Annotated in this window: 17 protein-coding genes; all 17 read left to right on the top strand. The window is 34.9% G+C overall.

The features are described from left to right. Positions 1-285: 285 nt before the first annotated feature. A complete protein-coding gene (locus AC1VAQ_RS01005; protein WP_479903385.1) occupies positions 286-1,575 on the top strand; it encodes a pectinesterase family protein in 1,290 nt (429 codons plus the stop codon). Beyond that, positions 1,524-3,890 carry an S-layer homology domain-containing protein gene (locus AC1VAQ_RS01000; protein WP_479903392.1) on the top strand — a complete coding sequence of 789 codons (2,367 nt, stop codon included), beginning with the start codon at positions 1,524-1,526 and terminating at the stop codon, positions 3,888-3,890. The genes AC1VAQ_RS01005 and AC1VAQ_RS01000 overlap by 52 nt, the downstream gene beginning before the upstream one ends. Before the next feature lie 170 nt (positions 3,891-4,060). Beyond that, a complete protein-coding gene (locus AC1VAQ_RS00995; RefSeq protein WP_302597932.1) occupies positions 4,061-4,219 on the top strand; it encodes an S-layer homology domain-containing protein in 159 nt (52 codons plus the stop codon). Positions 4,220-4,962: 743 nt separating this feature from the next. After that, entirely contained in the window at positions 4,963-6,411 is a 1,449-nt protein-coding gene (locus AC1VAQ_RS00990) for an aminotransferase class I/II-fold pyridoxal phosphate-dependent enzyme (protein WP_302597931.1), read from the top strand. 37 nt (positions 6,412-6,448) lie between these two features. Further along, positions 6,449-7,291 carry a polyamine aminopropyltransferase gene (gene speE, locus AC1VAQ_RS00985; RefSeq protein WP_302597930.1) on the top strand — a complete coding sequence of 281 codons (843 nt, stop codon included), beginning with the start codon at positions 6,449-6,451 and terminating at the stop codon, positions 7,289-7,291. A gap of 90 nt (positions 7,292-7,381) precedes the next feature. Then, entirely contained in the window at positions 7,382-8,581 is a 1,200-nt protein-coding gene (locus AC1VAQ_RS00980; RefSeq protein WP_302597929.1) for a saccharopine dehydrogenase family protein, read from the top strand. A 10-nt stretch (positions 8,582-8,591) separates the two neighbouring features. Beyond that, complete coding sequence (gene nspC, locus AC1VAQ_RS00975; RefSeq protein WP_302597928.1) at positions 8,592-9,725, top strand: carboxynorspermidine decarboxylase; 1,134 nt, start codon at positions 8,592-8,594, stop codon at positions 9,723-9,725. 441 nt (positions 9,726-10,166) lie between these two features. Further along, a complete protein-coding gene (locus tag AC1VAQ_RS00970; RefSeq protein ID WP_302597927.1) occupies positions 10,167-10,769 on the top strand; it encodes a sugar O-acetyltransferase in 603 nt (200 codons plus the stop codon). A gap of 18 nt (positions 10,770-10,787) precedes the next feature. Next, the gene (locus AC1VAQ_RS00965; RefSeq protein ID WP_479903384.1) at positions 10,788-12,269 is read left to right on the top strand and encodes a glycoside hydrolase family 43 protein; all 1,482 of its coding nucleotides are present in this window, start codon (positions 10,788-10,790) and stop codon (positions 12,267-12,269) included. 23 nt (positions 12,270-12,292) lie between these two features. Next, on the top strand, positions 12,293-12,580 hold the full coding sequence (locus tag AC1VAQ_RS00960; RefSeq protein ID WP_302597925.1) for a CPBP family glutamic-type intramembrane protease: 288 nt from the start codon (positions 12,293-12,295) through the stop codon (positions 12,578-12,580). A 29-nt stretch (positions 12,581-12,609) separates the two neighbouring features. Beyond that, positions 12,610-13,569 carry an aminoglycoside phosphotransferase family protein gene (locus AC1VAQ_RS00955; protein WP_302597924.1) on the top strand — a complete coding sequence of 320 codons (960 nt, stop codon included), beginning with the start codon at positions 12,610-12,612 and terminating at the stop codon, positions 13,567-13,569. A gap of 224 nt (positions 13,570-13,793) precedes the next feature. Beyond that, positions 13,794-14,321 (top strand): CarD family transcriptional regulator, encoded by a 528-nt coding sequence (locus AC1VAQ_RS00950; protein ID WP_303244080.1) that lies wholly within the window; start codon positions 13,794-13,796, stop codon positions 14,319-14,321. 25 nt (positions 14,322-14,346) lie between these two features. After that, a complete protein-coding gene (locus tag AC1VAQ_RS00945; protein ID WP_302597922.1) occupies positions 14,347-14,565 on the top strand; it encodes a protein pyrBI in 219 nt (72 codons plus the stop codon). Positions 14,566-14,659: 94 nt separating this feature from the next. Beyond that, on the top strand, positions 14,660-15,676 hold the full coding sequence (locus tag AC1VAQ_RS00940) for a sigma-70 family RNA polymerase sigma factor (RefSeq protein WP_302597921.1): 1,017 nt from the start codon (positions 14,660-14,662) through the stop codon (positions 15,674-15,676). A 100-nt stretch (positions 15,677-15,776) separates the two neighbouring features. Continuing rightward, entirely contained in the window at positions 15,777-16,610 is an 834-nt protein-coding gene (locus AC1VAQ_RS00935; protein WP_302597942.1) for a potassium channel family protein, read from the top strand. 143 nt (positions 16,611-16,753) lie between these two features. Next, on the top strand, positions 16,754-17,752 hold the full coding sequence (locus AC1VAQ_RS00930; protein ID WP_302597920.1) for a LacI family DNA-binding transcriptional regulator: 999 nt from the start codon (positions 16,754-16,756) through the stop codon (positions 17,750-17,752). Between the two features lie 100 nt (positions 17,753-17,852). After that, positions 17,853-19,490: a glycoside hydrolase family 13 protein gene (locus AC1VAQ_RS00925; RefSeq protein ID WP_302597918.1), complete on the top strand. Its 1,638-nt coding sequence runs from the start codon at positions 17,853-17,855 to the stop codon at positions 19,488-19,490. Positions 19,491-19,521: the final 31 nt, after the last annotated feature.

Genomic DNA, 19,521 nt, shown 5'->3' with positions numbered 1-19,521 from the left:
CTTATAAATAGCGGCTTTAAAGATTAAAATAAGATGCTATTTATAGGGGTTTTATTTTTGATTAGTCTTTAAAATAAAATTAATTAGACAAATTAATATGTAAAAAATGTTTAAAAAATGTTGACTTTTTCCTAAAAATGTTTAATAATACCAGTAAGAAGACGGTAAATTTTGTTAAGACATGGGGTTTTAAGGAATATTTACCGTGTTTTATATATGTTTAAAAGAGGGGGAAATCTTTTAAACAGTGGGAAAGAATAGATATATTTTGGAGGAAAATTGAATATGGCATCGAAGAAGACAGCTAGTGTACTCGCATCAGTAGTAGCAGTATCAACACTTGCAGGAAATGCAGGTATTGTAAATGCAAAACAACAAGGTGAGGCTTTATTAGACATGCACAAAAACGCAGAAATCACAACTAGTTCTGCATTAGAAGTGCAACCAGTAGAGGTAGTGACAGAAGAAGTAAAAGCAGTAAGTGATGTACCAAGTTTGAAGATAGAAGGAGATACTAAAGTTTGGAATTTTAAAAGTTTAGATTTTCAAGTTTTAGTTCAAAATGAGGTGGCAATGATTCAAGAAATTGAAATTGATGCTACAGCTTCAGGTGCTAAGTTCAATGCGAAAGGCCGTGACAATGCGCAGGTAAATGCAGGGACGGTTATTAAGGTGCCAGTAAATGGTGCAGCGCTCATAGAAATTTTACATGGCTATGACAAAGGGCCGCTTACAGTTAAAGACCCATCAGGTAAATTGCTTGGAAAAATTGATGGCGTAAGTGATAAGTGGCAAACAGACACAATAAGCTATACAGGTTCTAAAAGTGGTTTCTTAACGTTAGAGGTACCATCAGGACAATTTTTCATTAAGACGATTAAAACAGTTGAAGTAAAACAAGAAGAAGTAGGCACACTCATTACAGTTGGGCCAAATGGAGATTATCAAAAGGTTCAAGATGCCCTTGATGCAATTGTTAAAAAGCCGACAGCAGATAATCGTGTAACAATTGAAATTGAACCAGGCGTTTATGAAGAAGAAGTTACAGTTTTAAAACCTTATATTACATTTAAAAATGCAGATCCAAGCAGAGAAGTAAAGATTACATATGATAAAGCAGTTGATCATGATTCAGATCCAGCTAAAGTACAAGGCACTCAAAAAACAGCATCTGTGACAATTAGTTCAGGGGCAACAGGTTTTGAAGCCTATGATATAACATTTGAAAACGCATATAATCTAGGACAAAAAAACTTAGGACATGAAGGGCGTAAACAAACACAAGCGGTTGCATTAGTTTCAATGGCAGACCGTGTGGTGTTTGAGAGATGTAATTTCATTGGCCGACAAGATACTTTATATTTAAAAGGGGCTTCAAAAGGAAAAGATAATCCGGAAGTTAATGAACGCCGAGTTTACTTAAAAGATTGCTATATTGAAGGAACAATTGACTTTGTATTTGGTGATGCAACAGCAGTATTTGAAAACTGTGAATTATATATGGCATATTATAGCAATGGTGGATACTATACAGCACCGAATACACTTCTTATTACTCAAATGGCACAAGTGTAGATTTAAGCGGGCGTGTAGATTGGGCAAGACAAATAAATGAGGAGCAGGCAGCTGCTTTTAATACTGAAAATGTATTACGTGGAACAGATGATTGGAATCCAACGGGTAGAGGATTTACAGGGATAACTGAAGCAGTAGATATTACACTAAATACATATGCAGTTGAAGTTGAGCAAGGAAAAACAGCACAAATTATGGCAACAGTGCTTCCTGTCACAGCTTTAAATAATGGTTACATATGGCATACTGCAGATGAAGAGATTGCAGTTGTAAATAGTGAAGGCGTTGTGACGGGCATAAATCCAGGGACAACAAATATTATTGCAACATCAGTAGATAATGCATGTACTGTGAAAGCTACTGTAACGGTATCACCAGCCAAAACAGCACCTCCAATTGTACAAGAAATCGCAATTAAAGAGGCAGCAACAATTGCTGTAGGGGATACTTTAGAGGGAACTTACGTATATGAAAATGAAACCGATCAGCTCCTTGATACAGCAAAAGTACAATGGTATGTAGTAAATCCTGTGACAGGTGAAGAAATATTACGGCAAGAAGGCAAAGAAGCAGTTGATAAGTTATATCGCATTTCAAAAGAAGATATTGGCTCTCAAATTAAGTTTGTCGTTATTCCAGAAACAAAAACAACTTATGGACAAATAGGGTTACCTGTAGCTTCAGCGTTATCAGGCGTTGTTATCAAATCCAATCATGATGTAGCAGAAATTTATGTTAGAGAAACATTTGGTGGTTTTATGGAAAACTATACAAATGTGACAGCCTTAAATGAAAAAGTAAGCACAAAATGGTATGGCAGTCTTGTAAATAAAAAAGTAGATAATGACCGTGCATTAAGTTTACTTGCAGATGGTCAAAGTGGTAATAAAGTATCAGCTTGGCAAGCGGTTGATACAAATGGCATTGGTGTAAATGAAGAAGAATATACTGCACAAGCAGCACTTAGTGCGAATATTAACTACCAAGAAAATGCTGCTGTACTAATCTATGATGCAGATGAAGCGTGGACAAATTATGTGGCGAAAGTACGTGGAAGATTTAGTCCAAAATCTGATGGTTTTTCAGGAGCATCTTATTGGGATATGTATATTAATTATGACGTAGCAACAAATTCAGGCTATCGTTTAAGCATGACACGTGGTGGCAATACAAAATCTGTAGTGATAACACTTTGCAAAGTTGTAGAGGGCAAGGCAAGTTTAATTGCAGAAGATAAAAAGAGCTTTGAAAATAAATTAGCACAAGGTATGGGCGAGGAAAATCCATACTTTAATGTCATGATGCAAAATAATCAAGGTGAAATTACAGCGCAGGTAAGCGTAGAAGGCCTAGAAGATGTAGTGACATTAAGTTTTAAAGATGAAATGCCACTTGCTGGAACTATTGCATTTGAAAACTTTGGTAAAACAGGTTGCCCGATAATAGATATGGTAACAGTGGAAGAAATTCTAGTGAAAAAACCAAGTATACCAATGATTCCATTAGAACCATCCCAACCAATTGTACCAGAAATACCGGAAGTACCAGAAGTACCAGAAGTACCAGAAGTACCAGAAGTACCAGAAGTACCAGAAGTACCGGAAAAGCCAGGAACAGGTGGAAGCGGTAATGGCGGAAGCTCAAGTGATAAAAAAGATGATACATTATATATTCAGGTCGGCACAGGAAACAGTGAAACCACAGTAGATAACAATAGTGCAACAAGTAGTCCAGTTATTTTTAGCGATCTTAAGCAACACAACTGGGCAACAGAAGCGATTCATAATTTAGCGGCTAAAGGCGTTATCAGTGGAGAAGGTGAAGGGAAATTTAAACCTGCTTCTAAGGTAAAACGAGCAGATAGTGTTGTGATGTTAGTAAGACTTCTTGGGGCAGTAAAAGGTGAAGTAATAGATGTGGATAAATATAGTGGGGAAATGTATTTTGTAGATGCACCAGCTCATGCATACTATACAAATTATCTGGCTTATGCAAAAGCTAATGGTCTTATTAATGGAATAAGTGAAAATATATTTGCACCAACAGAAACAATTTCTAGACAAGATATGATGGTAATGATGGTGTCTGCATTAGCGCAAATGAATATGTTAGATACGAGTCAAGTAGATTTGAGTGTACTTGATAATTACGCAGATATGTCAAGTATTTCAGTCTATGCAAGACCAGCTGTTGCCTTAATGATTCAAAAAGGTATTATTACAGGAACAAATAAAGGAATAGAACCAAAAGCAGCTATGACACGTGCACAAAGTGCAGTAATGATGAATAGGTTCATGGAGCTACTTGAAAATTAGAGAGAAGAAAAAGGTTAATGCGTCACTTTTAAAAGACGAAAGAGACTAGGATATACAATATACTTATTAAGCCTTGATGAATAAAGAAGCTATAAAACTTGGAAATTATCTCAGTTTTATAGCTTCTTTGCTATTAAAAATAAGGAATTATCCAATGAAAAGAAGTTGTTATGAATGAATATGCAAAAAAAGGAAATTTTAATGATATTTCGCAAGCTGCATATTATGCAAACTACCTTGCATATGCTAAGGGAAAGCGTTTGACTAAAGGAAGAGGAGAAAATAAGTTTTTAACAAATGACAATAAATCTAGACAAGATATGAGGTAATGAGGGTGTTTATAGAGAAACCAACTAAAACCTTAAAATGTACATGTAGATAAAAAGTATTTCACATGACTAAAAATCATGAATAATCAAAGTTTATAAATGTGAAGTCTATATAAAGGTGAAAGCTATATAGCAGAAAAGATGAATATATTGGATTTAAATGAAGTAGATTTTAGCTTGATGAATAATTATTCAGATTTAAAGACTATTGCGGACTATGCAAGACCATCAGTTGTATGAATAATTCGAAAAGAGTAATGACAGGAACTGAAAAAGGCATCGCGCCTAAATTACCTATGATACGTGCACAAAGTACAGTGCTGGTGAATAGATTTATGGAGCTTTTTGCACAATAAAAGTTACTTATGTTTAGTAAAAATCCTATTTTTAAAAATAAAAAAGAGGAATTTCTAAATAAAAAGTTTAGTTTTGAAAAACCTTAAATACTATGATAATAGAGGGTTTATCTATTTTTGAATAGTCGAAAAATGTGTTTTTGAAGTCAAAAGTTAAGTATATGTAAACAAAATAATTAATATTTACTCTTGCTATTTGGTGAACTATATTGTAAAATGTTGACGGTAAATAAATTGAAAACATAAAACTAAAAAACTCGTTTTAATTTTTATATTAACTTAAAGGTGAAAATAAATATTATACATAAAATATTATAAAGCACTGTAATAGAGTGAAAAGTAAGTTGAGTGAAGCGGTATAAAATATTATGTAAAGGAATTGGGCTGATGAATAAACAAGAAAAAATGCCTATTTATGAGGCGCTTGAACGCTATAAAAAAATGCGTATTGTTCCTTTTGATGTACCAGGTCATAAACGCGGTCAAGGAAATAAGGAACTCACAGATTTTCTAGGAGAAAATTGTATGACAGTGGATGTAAATTCTATGAAACCATTAGATAACTTATGTCATCCAGTATCAGTCATTAAAGAGGCGGAAGAATTAGCAGCAGAAGCTTTTGGTAGCAAACATGCTTTCTTCATGGTAGGTGGTACAACATCAGCCGTTCAAGCTATGGTTATGACAGCATGTAAACGTGGTGACAAGATTATCATGCCGAGAAATGTGCATCGCAGTGCAATCAATGCGCTTGTTGTATGTGGTGCTGTACCAATTTATGTGAACCCTGGTGTGAATAAAGAATTGGGTATTCCACTAGGAATGTCTTATGAAGATGTAAAGCGTGCAATCTTACAAAATCCAGATGCAAAAGCAGTACTTGTTAACAATCCAACTTATTATGGAATTTGTTCACCTCTTAAGGCAATTACTGAACTTGCACATGAACATGGTATGTTAGTTTTAGCGGATGAAGCGCATGGCACACATTTTTATTTCAATGAAGCACTGCCCGCGTCAGCTATGAGTGTAGGTGCAGATATGGCAGCTGTTAGTATGCATAAGACAGGTGGCTCACTAACCCAAAGCTCATTTTTACTGATTAACAATGAAGTGAGCGAAGGATATGTAAGACAAATTATTAATCTGACACAGACAACAAGTGGTTCTTATCTTTTAATGTCCTCACTAGATATTTCAAGAAAAAATCTAGCAATCAATGGGAAAGCTATTTTTGACCGTGTGATGGAACTTGCAAGTTATGCCCGAGAAGAAATTAACAAAATAGGCGGTTATTATGCCTTTGGAAAAGAGATTATTAATGGCGATACAGTATATGACTTTGATGTAACAAAGCTATCAATTCATACACGTGATATTGGGCTTGCCGGCATTGAAGTTTATGACATGTTAAGAGATGATTATGGCATTCAGATAGAGTTTGGAGATATTGGAAATGTACTGGCTATAATTTCAGTAGGCGACAAAGAACTCAATATTGAAAGATTAATTTCAGCTTTATCTGAGATTAAACGTTTACATACAAATGATAAGAGCGGCATGTTTGACCATGAATATATCGATCCTATTGTGGCAATGACACCACAGGATGCATTTTATTCACCTAAAAAATCTATTCCCATTAATGAAAGTGAAGGGAAGATTTGCAGCGAATTTGTGATGTGCTATCCACCAGGTATCCCAATTTTGGCACCAGGTGAAGGAATCACAAGGGATATTTTAAATTATATCGCTTATGCAAAGGAGAAAGGCTGCTTCTTAACAGGGACAGAAGATATTAATATAGAACGTATCAATATTGTGATTCAAGAATAAGAAGTATAGATCTAGAAACTATGAGAGGAGTGGGAAAATGGAATTATGGTATACAGAGGAACATAGTCCAAATGTGAAGTTTTCAATTAAAGTTGATAAACACTTGTGTTCGGAGCAAAGTAAATTCCAACGTATTGATATTATGAAGTCTTATGAGTTTGGTACTTTTCTCACACTAGACGGGTTAATGATGGTAACAGAGCGTGATGAATTTATTTATCATGACATGATGGTACATGTGCCAATGGCGGTAAATCCTAATACGAAAAAGGTGTTAGTTATTGGCGGTGGTGATGGTGGTACTGTAAGAGAACTTACAAGATACCAGACTATTGAACATATTGATCTTGTTGAAATTGATGAGATGGTAGTTAAAGCTTGTAGGACCTATTTACAGCAGACAGCCTGTAAATTAGATGATCCAAGAGTGCATCTGTATTTTGAAGATGGCCTAAGATTCGTACGTGGAAAACAAAATGAGTATGATTTAATCTTAGTGGATTCTACAGATCCATTTGGACCAGGTGAAGGGCTTTTCACTAAGGAATTTTATGGCAACTGTTATAAAGCACTTAAAGAAGATGGGATTTTAATTAATCAGCATGAAAGTCCATATTATCAAATGCATGCCAATTCACTTGAAATGGCATATGAAAAGCTTGTGAATATATTTCCAGTAACAAAGTTCTATAGTGCTAATATTCCAACCTATTCTTCAGGACAATGGTTATTTGGCTTTGCGTCGAAGAGGTTGCATCCGATTAAAGATTTACAAGAGGATGCATGGCAAAAATTTGGCCTTAATACAAAGTATTATAATACATGGATTCATCGTGGAAGTTTTGCACTTCCTAACTATATCTTAGATTTATTAAAATAAATGAGACACTATTAAATTGCTATAAACGTAAGGTCTTTATGAGTTTAACGTTTAGTATATATATTATTAAATTTTAGGAGGATTAAATTAATGGGTAGAGCTCTAATTATTGGTGCTGGTGGTGTAGCTAGCGTAGTAGTACATAAATGTTGTCAAAATTCTGAGGTATTCGAAGAGATTTGTATCGCAAGCCGTACAAAATCAAAATGTGATGCCTTAAAAGCAAAACTTGATGGCGGCAAAACTAAAATTCAAACAGCACAAGTAGATGCTGACAATGTAGAAGAATTAGTAGCCCTTATTAATGAATTTAAACCAGAAATCGTTATTAATGTGGCATTACCATATCAAGACCTTACAATTATGGACGCATGTCTTGAAACAGGTGTACATTATTTAGATACAGCAAACTATGAACCACTTGATACCGCTAAATTTGAATATAAATGGCAATGGGCTTATAGAGAACGTTTTGAAAAAGCAGGTCTTACAGCTATTTTAGGTTGTGGATTTGACCCAGGTGTAACAGGGGTATTTTCTGCTTATGCTTTAAAACATTACTTTGATGAAATTCACTATATTGATATCTTAGATGCAAATGCAGGGGATCATGGTTATCCATTCGCTACAAACTTCAATCCAGAGATTAATATCCGTGAAGTAACTGCAAAAGGTAGCTATATTGAAAATGGTGAGTGGGTAGAAACGCAGCCAATGGAAATCAAACGTGTTTATGACTTCCCAGAAATCGGTGAAAAAGATATGTATCTCTTACATCATGAAGAATTAGAATCACTTGCACTTAATATGCCAGGCATCAAAAGAATTCGTTTCTTTATGACATTCTCACAAAATTACTTAACACACTTAAAAGTTTTAGAAAATGTTGGGATGACATCTATCGAACCAATTGAATTTGAAGGCAAACAAATTGTACCTTTACAATTCTTAAAAGCAGTACTTCCAGATCCAGCATCACTTGGACCACGTACAAAAGGTAAAACAAACATCGGATGTATTTACCGTGGTGTCAAAGATGGCAAACCAGTATCTTACTATGTATACAATGTATGTGACCATGAAGAATGTTACAAAGAAGTAGGTTCACAAGCTATTTCTTACACAACGGGTGTACCAGCTATGATTGGTGCCATGATGCTCCTTAAAGGTGAATGGAAAAAACCAGGTGTTTATAATGTAGAAGAATTCAATCCAGATCCATTCATGGACGCTTTAAATGAATGGGGATTACCATGGAAAGAATCATTTGACCCTAAATTTGTAGATTAAGGAGAACGAGATGGCATTAGACTTTAACAAGGTCCCAACACCTAGCTATGTGGTGGATGAGGCACTCCTTATTAAAAATTTAGAAATTCTAAAATCGGTGGAAGACCGCACAGGCGCCCATATTCTTTTAGCGCAAAAGGCATTTTCCATGTATAGTACTTTCCCGCTTATCGGGAAGTACTTAAGTGGGGTGACGTCAAGTTCACTCTTTGAAGCACGATTAGGCTATGAAGAAATGGGTAAAGAGGTGCATATTTATGCAGCTGCATATCGCGAAGATGAATTTGATGAGATTATGAAATACTGTGGTCATATTGTATTTAATACATGTGAAGAATGGGAAAAATATCGTAGCCGCATTCAAAATGCTGACCATCATATCAGTTGTGGTATTCGTATTAACCCAGAATATGCAGAAGTTGAAACAGATCTTTATAATCCTTGCTTTGCAGGATCACGTATGGGAACAACATTGGCTAACTTAAAGCCAGAGTCATTAGAAGGTATTGAAGGTCTTCATTTCCATGCTATGTGTGAGCAAAATTCAGATACACTTGAACGTATTTTAAAAGTAGTTGATGAAAAGTTTGGACACTATTTACATCAGATGAAGTGGATTAACTTCGGTGGTGGTCATCATATTACACGTGAAGATTATGATATCCAAAAGTTAATTGATTGTATTATGTTTATTAAAAACAAATACAATATTGAAGTTTATTTAGAACCAGGTGAAGCTGTAGCATTAAACACAGGATATTTAGTTTCCACAGTACTCACAACTATGAAGAATGGCATCGATATTGCAATATTAGATACATCAGCAGCTTGCCATATGCCTGATGTTTTAGAAATGCCGTATCGTCCAAGAATCATAGGAGCAGGTGAGCCAGGTGAAAAGGTTTATACTTATCGTTTAGGCAGCCAGACTTGTCTATCGGGTGATGTGATAGGAGATTACTCTTTTGATAAACCACTAGCGGCAGGCGATCGATTAGTATTCTGTGATATGGCGATTTATTCAATGGTTAAAAATAATACTTTTAATGGCATTAATCTTCCTTCAATATGCCTTTATAATGAAGAAAAAGGATTACAAGTGATTAAGAAATTCGGGTATGAGGATTTTAAATCGAGATTGTAATCGGTATAAGATAGTGGGAATGCAGTAAAGGGCCGCAAATGAGTCCCTCACCCACCAGCTACACTCTATGTAATTTGTGAGCACTCGTTTTATTGTGCTACGCTAAGTTCGGAATACAAAGCAACGGCAGATAACTCACTTCGTTCAGAAAATCTGCCTAAAAACGCTTTATATTCCTTCACTAAGCGTGTCATCAAATTATTTCCAAGGTAGACTGGCAGGTGAGGGACTCGTTTTATTGCATAACTATCTTGTAATGACAGCCGTAAGATGAGAAGAGAAGTGAATGAGTTAATTGGAACAAGTTGATGAGTTAATAAAAATATTTAAATAATTAGAATATACGTGTAAAATAAGATGAGATAATTTTTTAGGGAATATAGAAATGAGGATGAGAAATGACGCAGCGTGGTCAGAAGAATGATAGGAGGGGAAAATAAATTGACTGAATTGGAGAAGTGTCTTGCAGGACAAATTTATGATTGTCATGCACCTATTTTTTTGGAATATAAGGCAAAAACACGAAGGTTGTTAGGAAAGTATCATATGTTGCAATATGAACAAAAAGAGGAAAAAAGGCAGATTTTACTTGAAATGCTAGGGAGTGTTGGAAAAAATGTTTCCATAGGGGCGCCATTTATATGTGACTATGGGTGTCATATTCATATAGGAAATAATGTGTCTATTAATATGAATTGTACGCTAGTGGATTGCAATAAAATTACAATTGGCAGTAATACTTTGATTGCATCTAATGTACAGATGTATACTTCTACACATCCAGTAGAGTTAGAAGAAAGGTTAACACCAAATTGGGATGAAAGAAGTGGAGAATATTTTTGTAGAACCTATGCGTTACCGATTACAATAGGAGAAGGTGTCTGGATTGGTGGAGGTGCTATTATTTTGCCAGGTGTAACAATTGGAAATGGCAGTGTGATTGGTGCAGGAAGCGTGGTGACGAAAGATATACCAGCTAATGTTGTAGCAGTAGGTAATCCATGTAAAGTAATAAGAGAAATAAATAATAATATGATGAGATGAAAATGGGGGAGATTTATTGTGGAATATAAAAATCCAGTATTAAGAGGAATGTATCCAGATCCAAGTGCGTGCCGTGTAGGAGATAAATATTATATGGTATGCAGTTCTTTTCAGTACTTTCCAGCGGTACCTCTTTTTGAAAGTACGGATATGGTAAATTGGAAACAAATTGGGCATTGTTTAACGCGTACAAGCCAAATTGATTTAACAGGTACCCAAAGTTGTAGCGGTATATTTGCACCGACTATACGTTATCATAAGGGTAGATTTTATATGGTAACAACGAATGCAACAACTAAGGTGAATTTTTATGTATATACAGATGATATATATGGTGAGTGGTCTGAGCCTATAACGGTTGAACAAGATGGCATTGATCCATCCTTTTATTTTGAAGGAGATAAAGCTTACTTTTTGAGTAATGGCTATGATGATTTAGGGATTTCTTCTTTTATACAAATGTGTGAGATAGATATTGAAACAGGGAAAAAGCTGAGTGATACAAAACCACTTTGGCATGGTACAGGAGGAAGATTTATAGAGGCACCTCATTTATATAAGATTGGGGAATATTATTACATATTAGATGCTGAGGGCGGCACAGAATATGGCCATATGGTGAACTATGCAAGAAGCCAAAGTATGTGGGGACCATTTGAGCCATTTAAGAACAATCCTGTACTGACTAATCGTAATTTAGGCGGTTACATTTTACAAGGAGCGGGTCATGGGGACATCATAGAAGGAAAAGATGGTCAGTGGTGGTTTATGCATCTTGCTTTTAGACAAGCAGGACAGTGGGCAGCTTATCATCATTTAGGTAGGGAGTGCGTGCTTGTACCAGTAACATGGCAAGAGGGCTGGTTTTACATGGGAGATGGCACAGCGCACCTCACATATGATGTGCCAGGTGTGTCCTTCGCGCCTCAAAAGCTCTCATTTACAAAAACGTTTTGCAATCTTAATGAGCATAAGGAATGGTGCTTTTTAAGAACCTATGAGGCGCAAAACTATGAATTTGGTGAAGATTATCTGAAGTTAAAAGGAAACGTGGACACCCTATTTAATGGGGGTACGCCAACTTTTGTAGCTATACGTCAAAGTGAGTTTGAGATGAATATCTCTTGTAAAGTGCAAAGTGAATGTGAGGAAACTGGCGTGACTTTATTTGAAGATGAAAAGCATCATTATGATTTATATATGGATCAAGGGGGCAATGCAGTATTAAGGCTAACAATAGGATGTATTTCTAAAGAAGAAAAGATTCAGTCTATTGGGAAAGAAGAAGTACAGTTAATTGTTGAAGCAGATGCATATGGCTATAACTTTTTTGTGAAAACACAAGAGCAACTTATCAATATGGGGCATGCTGATACAAGATATCTTTCTTCAGAAGTGGCTGGAGGCTTTACAGGGGTAATGATTGGTTTATATGCAGTAGATTCTAATGGAAAAGAAGCTATATTTACTCAGCTTAACATAGAACATAGTGAACATTAAATAATATACCCAATCTCTTTTTTATGGACCCTATAACAGTAGCTGTTCAAACCATTAATGCAGCAGTAGCGGGGGTATTATTTGCAGTCATATATATACTTTGCAAAAACTTATGGGCAGTTATAATTGTACATGGATTAGTAGATTGGCTCTCTTCGTTTATTGGGCAGTGTTTTGTAGGTGGCAATTCTGTCTTAAGTATGAATATGAGTATAGGACAAGGTGGGATAATGGTTTTATTAGGTTCACTGCCACCTATTATGATAGCTTTATTGTTTATGAAATTTTTTAAGTATGAAGCGATAGAATAAGGAGATATAAAATGATAGGGGCAGGAGATATGGAAAATTTACGAAGATTCATGATGCAAAAGGTTAAAGAAGTCTTTGGGAATAGGTATGAACTGCAAAGCATGGAACGGTTATTAGGGGGAGCACAGAAACATACTTATTTGGCAAAAACGCAAAATGGCTTTAATTTTGTGATTTACATATGGGACCAAGCAACCTCTTATTTTTCATATGATGAAGAAAATGATATTTTCTTATCGAGTAGTGCAAAGTTATTTGAATTAAATAATTACAAGATGTGTGAAGTAGGTGTGCGTGTCCCTAAGTTATATTATATGGATAGAAATAAAAATGAGCAGCAGTATGCCTATGCTTTTGCAGAATATATAGATGGAACGGATATGGATGAAGTGATTAACAACGCCCCGCATCGACTAGAGCAGGTATTGGCTTCTTTGGCGGAGAACATAGAAAAACTGCATTGTATTAAATGTGAAACAGTAGGACAGTTAGAGCATTTACAGGCATATGACTTTAATATCATTGAATTTTCTTTGGAAGGGGTAAAAAGAGATGTTGCATACTTAAGTGAAATGGATCAGTTAAATAAAAAAATGTATGAAGTGTTAGAAGAAAAAGTAGAACAATTGGCTAAAAAAATAAAGCCAAGAAAAGAATATACCTTTATTCACGGAGAATTAGGACCTAATCATGTGATGGTCAATAAAAATAATGAGGCTTTTTTAATTGACATTGAAGGTGCTAAGTATGGGGATGTAGAAGAGGAAGCCAGCTTCTTAAAGCTTCGATTTGGCACAAGTTATGAGAAAATTGTTAATCAGGCAATGGATGAAGAGCGAATGAGGTTTTATCATTTAGGTCATTGCCTAGGAAATTTATCAGGTGCTATGGCATTAAAGAATAAGGGTTATTATGATATGGAAGACCTAAATGGGATGATTAAGTATTTTAAAATGCAGTTAAAGAAGGCTATATCTGAAGAAGTATAAAAAGCAAAAACACAGGGCGTTAAGGCGAGTATCCCTGTGTTTTTGCTTTTCTTTGTATAATGAAATAAGTGATAGTGTATGGTAAAAGTGCACAAAAAACAAGGGGTAGTATATGCGTAAAAATAGACGGATTTTATAATAAAAAACAAAAATTTCTTACAAAAAGCCAATTAATTTGATACAATATATATAGAGATTTAATAAGTAAAGGAGAATCACGTATCATGTTTAATGTTGGAGATTATATGATTTGTGGTGCCAATGGTGTCTGCAAGGTGGAAGAAGTGGGGCCCTTGGAGGTAAGTGGTATTGAGAAAGAGACCATGTATTATACATTAAGACCCGTTTACGCCAGCGAAAGTACAGTATTTACACCTGTAGATAATGAAAAGATTATCATGAGGCCTATTTTGACAAAAGAAGAAGCACAGGCACTTGTAGATGAGATACCAGATATTGAAATCTTTGTAGTAGATGATGACAAGAAAAAAGAAATCTTATATAAAGAAGCATTACGTAGTTGTGATTGTAAACAACTTGTTCGAATTATAAAAACAACGTATCTTAATCAAAAGGCAAGACTTGCAGCAGGGAAAAAAGCGATTATGGGAGACAAAAAGTATTTTCAAATGGCAGAGGAGCATCTTTACAATGAATTAGCAATTGCACTGGGAATGGACAAAAGTGAAGTTAAGGCGTTTATTGTAAACAGAGTTAAACAGCTTGCTAAGGAAGCTGTTTCTACTATATAGATAAAATGAGAAAGGGAGATTAAAAGTGAGAAGAATAATGAGTGCTTGTTTGTTACAAACAATAAGATTTGATGCAATGAATGATGCAAATCCAAAACGAGATTTTGAAATTTATTGCAATAAGTTAGATAAGGGCAATGTAAAATACAAGGTTGAAGAAACAATAGAGCAGCCAGATGGAGCACTTATTGTAAAAATTAGAAAGCAATATAATGCATATAAAATGGATGGGTATTTAGAATAACCTAGAACATTTTATAAAAAAGGGGCTGCTGACAGCTCCTTTTTTATGGTATATGTACGCGCTTGTAATAAAAAATGGGAAGAGATTAAGAGTTATGATAAAAGATAAAGAAGTAAAACGTTTGGTTGTATATACTAGTCCCCATGATGCCGTCCAGAATCATAAGCTATATGAAAACTCAGTTATGATGAAGGAAGAAGTGGAAATAGCGGAAGAAGTAGAAATGGAAATGGTAGAAGAAGTAGTAGTAGAAATAGAAATAACAGAAGAATTAACTGAAGATATGACAGAAGATTCTATACGTATGTACTTAAAGGAAATAGGTAAAATTCCACTGTTAACAGCCCAGGAAGAATTGGCGGTGGCTATTCGTATGGAGCAAGGAGATTTAAGTGCCAAGGAAGAGTTAACCAATGCGAATTTACGGTTAGTTGTCAGTGTGGCTAAAAGATATGTAAAAGGGAGTGGCTTATCTTTACTAGATTTAATTCAAGAAGGGAATATAGGACTTATTAAGGCTGTAGAAAAGTTTGATTATCATAAAGGTTATAAATTCAGCACCTATGCCATGTGGTGGATTCGTCAAGCAATTACTAGGGCTATTGCAGATAAATCGAAGAATATTAGAGTGCCAGTACATTTACAAGATACTATGAATAAAATAAGACGTAAGTCTCAACAATTCATTACAGACTATAATAGAGACCCAGCGCTTTTTGAAATTGCCGAGATGATGGACATGAGCATTGAAAGGATAGAAGAGATACTTCCTTTATATCATGATACGGTTTCTCTAGAAACACCTATAGGGGGAGAGACAGATTCATTTTTAGCTGATTTTATTGCAGATGACAATATATCAGATCAATACAAAGAAGCAGAATGTACGATGCTGCATGATGAAATCGAGGAAATACTCTCTAGCCTATCAGAGCGTGAGCGGAAAATTATTAAACTAAGATTTGGATTTGAAGATGGAGAAATTTGGACACTTGAAGAAGTTGGGAAAGTATTTCATGTTACAAGAGAACGCATACGACAGATAGAAGCTAGAACTTTAAGGAAACTAAGACAGAGAAAAGAAGCAAAGTCGTTAAAAGTCTATATTTAAGGATAAACACTTATAAGGAACAGTCATTACTCGGGCTTGTCATGTTTTTTAAAAAAAGGAATATAATGAAAGAAAGAAAACATGAGAAAGTGTGAAGAATATGTATATAGTGCTGCTCATAGGGTTATTAGGGATATGGTATATAGCACATGGTAAAACTGTGGGCTTAACAGAGAATGTCCCGTTCAAGTACAAAATAGAAAGAAACAAAAAGAGTCCATTGATAGAGTGGTTAATGCCATATTGCAGGAGTAAAGACAAGGGGGAACGGTTAGCTGGTCTGTTACAAGTTATGGTAGTGACCATAATCAGCATGTTAAATGCGCTTAGAATAGCCTCTTATACAGAAGGAATAGTTGTTTTTGGTATAACCTTCATTGTAGGTACATGGCTTATCAAGGTAATGGTGGCAACATTAGATTGGTTACAGACATATAGTAGGATGCTGACTTTAAATGGGGTATTTGCTATTTGTGCACCTCTGATTATTTTATGGCATATGCCTAAGATGTGTAGCGTATTTGAAATTCATCTTACCTTTTTAACACTGCTATTAAGTACCTGTATAGTGTATGGTGAGATTATACATATTGTGATAGGGAAGGGCCTGCATCTTAGTAAAGAGGTGCAGATAAAAAGTATTTTAACATGGTTGGGTATTATTTTAATGAATTTATATGCACTGCTTGTATTTGTGCAATTTTATATGAATGTAAAAGCCCATCACTTTATTGCAGCAGAGCATTTAACAAAAGAGGCAATGGTGGACTTATTCTATTATCTGATTGTAACTTTTACAACAGTAGGTTTTGGAGATATTAGACCAAGTACAAGTTTAGCAAAGATTATTACATCGATTATAGCTATTTCAGGGATGCTATTTACAGGAATGTTTATGGGGGCTGTACTGAGCAGGGATGAAAAAAATAAGTGATTAGATTAATTTAATAAAATAAATCATTATTAATGTGTAGACTGGGCAAAATGGCGCAGTCTATTTTTAGTTAAAGACAATATTGGATAAAAGCGGGGAAATAGGGTATAATCAAAAATATTATAATAAGAGGAGAAGGAAAAGTGAAGGTAACAATAAATGATGTAGCCCGTGAAGCAGGCGTAGCGAAATCCACTGTTTCTAGAGTGCTTTCCAATAACGAACGTATTAGTGAAGAAACTAAAAGAAAAGTTAATGAAGTAATTGAAAGATTAGGGTATAAGCCTAATATTATGGCAAGGAACCTTGCTAAGAATCAAACGAAAACAATAGGTGTTATTTTACCAATTGACGTAGAAGCTTCTTTCGGAAACCCTATTTTTATTCAAATGATGCTAGGGATTAGTGTATATGCACAAGAAAGAAAGTATTTTTTAATGTATGCCTTTGGAAAAGATGAAGAAGAAGAACGTAATATCCAAGAGTTTAGTACAAATGGTGCAGTAGATGGTATTATTATTTTAAAATCAGAAGAAAATGACCGTACAATTAAGAAGTTAAGAGAAGCTAAATTCCCTTTTGTTGTGATAGGAAGACCAGGAAGAGAAACCTCAGCGCTTTGGGTAGATAATGACAACTTTGGGGCAACATATGAAATTGTTGAAGAGCTTATTAGAAAAGGACATGAGAAAATTGCATTTATTAGTGCGAAGAAAAAATGGACAGTTTCAAAAGACCGTTTAGAAGGTTATAAAAGAGCATTAGAGATGCACGGTATAGAATTTGATGAAAAGCTTACTTATCACGGCGATGATTTTACAGAAAAGATAGGCTATGAAGCGATGAAAGAGATGCTTCTAAGTGAATTGCCAACGGCAATTATTGCGACAGATGATTTGCTTGCTATTGGGGTTAATAAGTATTTAGAAGAAAAGAATATTAAAGGTAAAGCAATCATTGGATTTAACAATACAGCACTTGCAGAATATCAAAAACCATCATTAAGTTCTGTTGAAATTTATGGCAACAAGTTAGGTTATGCAGCAGCTAAGTTACTCGTGGAGTATCTTGAAAGCGATAAAAAACAGCATGAACATGCAATTATTGAGACAAAATTAGTACGTCGCCAATCTTTTAAATAAAAAATAATGGAAACGGTTGCACAGACCGTTTCCAAGTGATATAATAAACTCAAGAAAAAATTTTTTAATTGCAATAAAACCGGTTGCACAGGAGGAAGATATGAGCTGGAAGAAAGAAGCAATAGGTTATCAAATATATCCAAGAAGTTTTATGGACATGAATGGTGATGGTATTGGTGATATTAAAGGAATTATGTCAAAATTAGATTATCTAAAAGATTTAGGTGTGGATGTAATTTGGATTTGTCCGATGTATCAGTCACCAAATGATGATAACGGCTATGATATTAGTGATTATAAGGCGATTATGAAAGAATTTGGCACAATGGAAGAGTTAGATGAGCTTCTTAATGAGGTGCATAAAAGGGACATGAAATTGATTATGGACCTTGTAATTAACCACACTTCAGATGAACATCCATGGTTTATTGAATCTAGAGCCTCTAAGGATAGCAAGAAAAGAGATTGGTATATTTGGCGAGAAGGTAAAGAAGGTAAGGAGCCAAATAACTGGGAAAGTATTTTCCACGGTTCTGCATGGGAATATGATGACACAACGGATGAATACTTCTTACATTTATTTAGTAAACGACAACCAGATTTAAATTGGGAAAATAAAGAAGTAAGACAGGCACTTTTTGAAATGGTAAATTGGTGGTTAGATAAAGGCATTGATGGTTTTAGAGTAGATGCAATTAGCCATATTAAAAAGGAACCAGGTCTAAAGGATATGCCAAATCCAGATAATTTACAGTATGTATCATCTTTTGATAAGCATATGAATGTAGAAGGTATTCATGAATTTTTAGGTGAACTTAAAGAAAATACTTTTGCAAAGTATGATATCTTAACAGTAGGTGAGGCTAATGGTGTAAGTGCTGAAGATGCGCATCTCTGGGTAGGAGATACAAATGGTAAATTCGATATGGTCTTCCAATTTGAGCATTTAGATCTTTGGGATCAAGAAGAGGAAGAAAAACTAGATATATTAGCGCTTAAAAAGGTTTTAAGTAAATGGCAAGATGCTTTATATGGAAAAGGCTGGAATGCATTATTTATTGAAAACCATGATATAACACGTGTTGTTTCTAAATGGGGAGATGATGAAAACTATTGGGCAGAAAGTAGTAAGGCATTAGCGATGATGTACTTTATGCAACAAGGTACACCATTTATCTATCAAGGACAAGAAATCGGTATGACGAATGTACATTATAAGACGATTGATTGTTATAATGATGTCGCAACACATAATCGTTACTTTAAACATATACAAGCGGGTATGAATGAAGAAGAGGCGCTTCGCCATGAATGGCATGCATCAAGAGATAATGCACGTACCCCTATGCAGTGGGATGCTAGTGCTAATGGCGGCTTTACAAAAGGAAAGCCTTGGCTTGAGATGAACCCTAATTATGAACAAATTAATGTGGCAGCACAATTAAAAGATGAAGATTCTATCCTTAATTTTTATAAATCACTTATTAAACTGAGAAAAAGTTATAAAACCTTTATAAATGGTAAGTGTACGCTTGTTGATGAAATGAATCCACAAGTTTACGCTTATACAAGAAAAGATGAGGAAGGCGAATTTTTAATCATTTGTAACTTAACAAAGCGAGAAGCAGTCACTAAGGAAGTGCCAGAAGAAGCACAGCTCATCCTTAATAATTACAAGGAAGTAAGTGAAGAGCTTGTTTTAAGACCTTATGAGGCAAGACTTTATAAGTTACGTTAATGAGGAATAAGTAACAACATATCGACTAATA

Source organism: Cellulosilyticum sp. (assembly GCF_982396655.1).
This window is presented reverse-complemented; position numbering and strand designations above follow the sequence as displayed.

Bases quoted from the DNA above. Each gene is read 5' to 3' on its own strand.
- AC1VAQ_RS00935 (WP_302597942.1), top strand. From the start codon at position 15,777: ATGTATATAGTGCTGCTCATAGGGTTATTAGGGATATGGTATATAGCA.
- AC1VAQ_RS00960 (WP_302597925.1), top strand. From the start codon at position 12,293: ATGGACCCTATAACAGTAGCTGTTCAAACCATTAATGCAGCAGTAGCG.
- AC1VAQ_RS00925 (WP_302597918.1), top strand. From the start codon at position 17,853: ATGAGCTGGAAGAAAGAAGCAATAGGTTATCAAATATATCCAAGAAGT.
- AC1VAQ_RS00950 (WP_303244080.1), top strand. From the start codon at position 13,794: ATGTTTAATGTTGGAGATTATATGATTTGTGGTGCCAATGGTGTCTGC.
- AC1VAQ_RS00990 (WP_302597931.1), top strand. From the start codon at position 4,963: ATGAATAAACAAGAAAAAATGCCTATTTATGAGGCGCTTGAACGCTAT.
- speE (WP_302597930.1), top strand. From the start codon at position 6,449: ATGGAATTATGGTATACAGAGGAACATAGTCCAAATGTGAAGTTTTCA.
- AC1VAQ_RS01005 (WP_479903385.1), top strand. From the start codon at position 286: ATGGCATCGAAGAAGACAGCTAGTGTACTCGCATCAGTAGTAGCAGTA.
- AC1VAQ_RS00980 (WP_302597929.1), top strand. From the start codon at position 7,382: ATGGGTAGAGCTCTAATTATTGGTGCTGGTGGTGTAGCTAGCGTAGTA.
- AC1VAQ_RS00940 (WP_302597921.1), top strand. From the start codon at position 14,660: ATGATAAAAGATAAAGAAGTAAAACGTTTGGTTGTATATACTAGTCCC.
- AC1VAQ_RS00955 (WP_302597924.1), top strand. From the start codon at position 12,610: ATGGAAAATTTACGAAGATTCATGATGCAAAAGGTTAAAGAAGTCTTT.
- nspC (WP_302597928.1), top strand. From the start codon at position 8,592: ATGGCATTAGACTTTAACAAGGTCCCAACACCTAGCTATGTGGTGGAT.
- AC1VAQ_RS00995 (WP_302597932.1), top strand. From the start codon at position 4,061: ATGAATGAATATGCAAAAAAAGGAAATTTTAATGATATTTCGCAAGCT.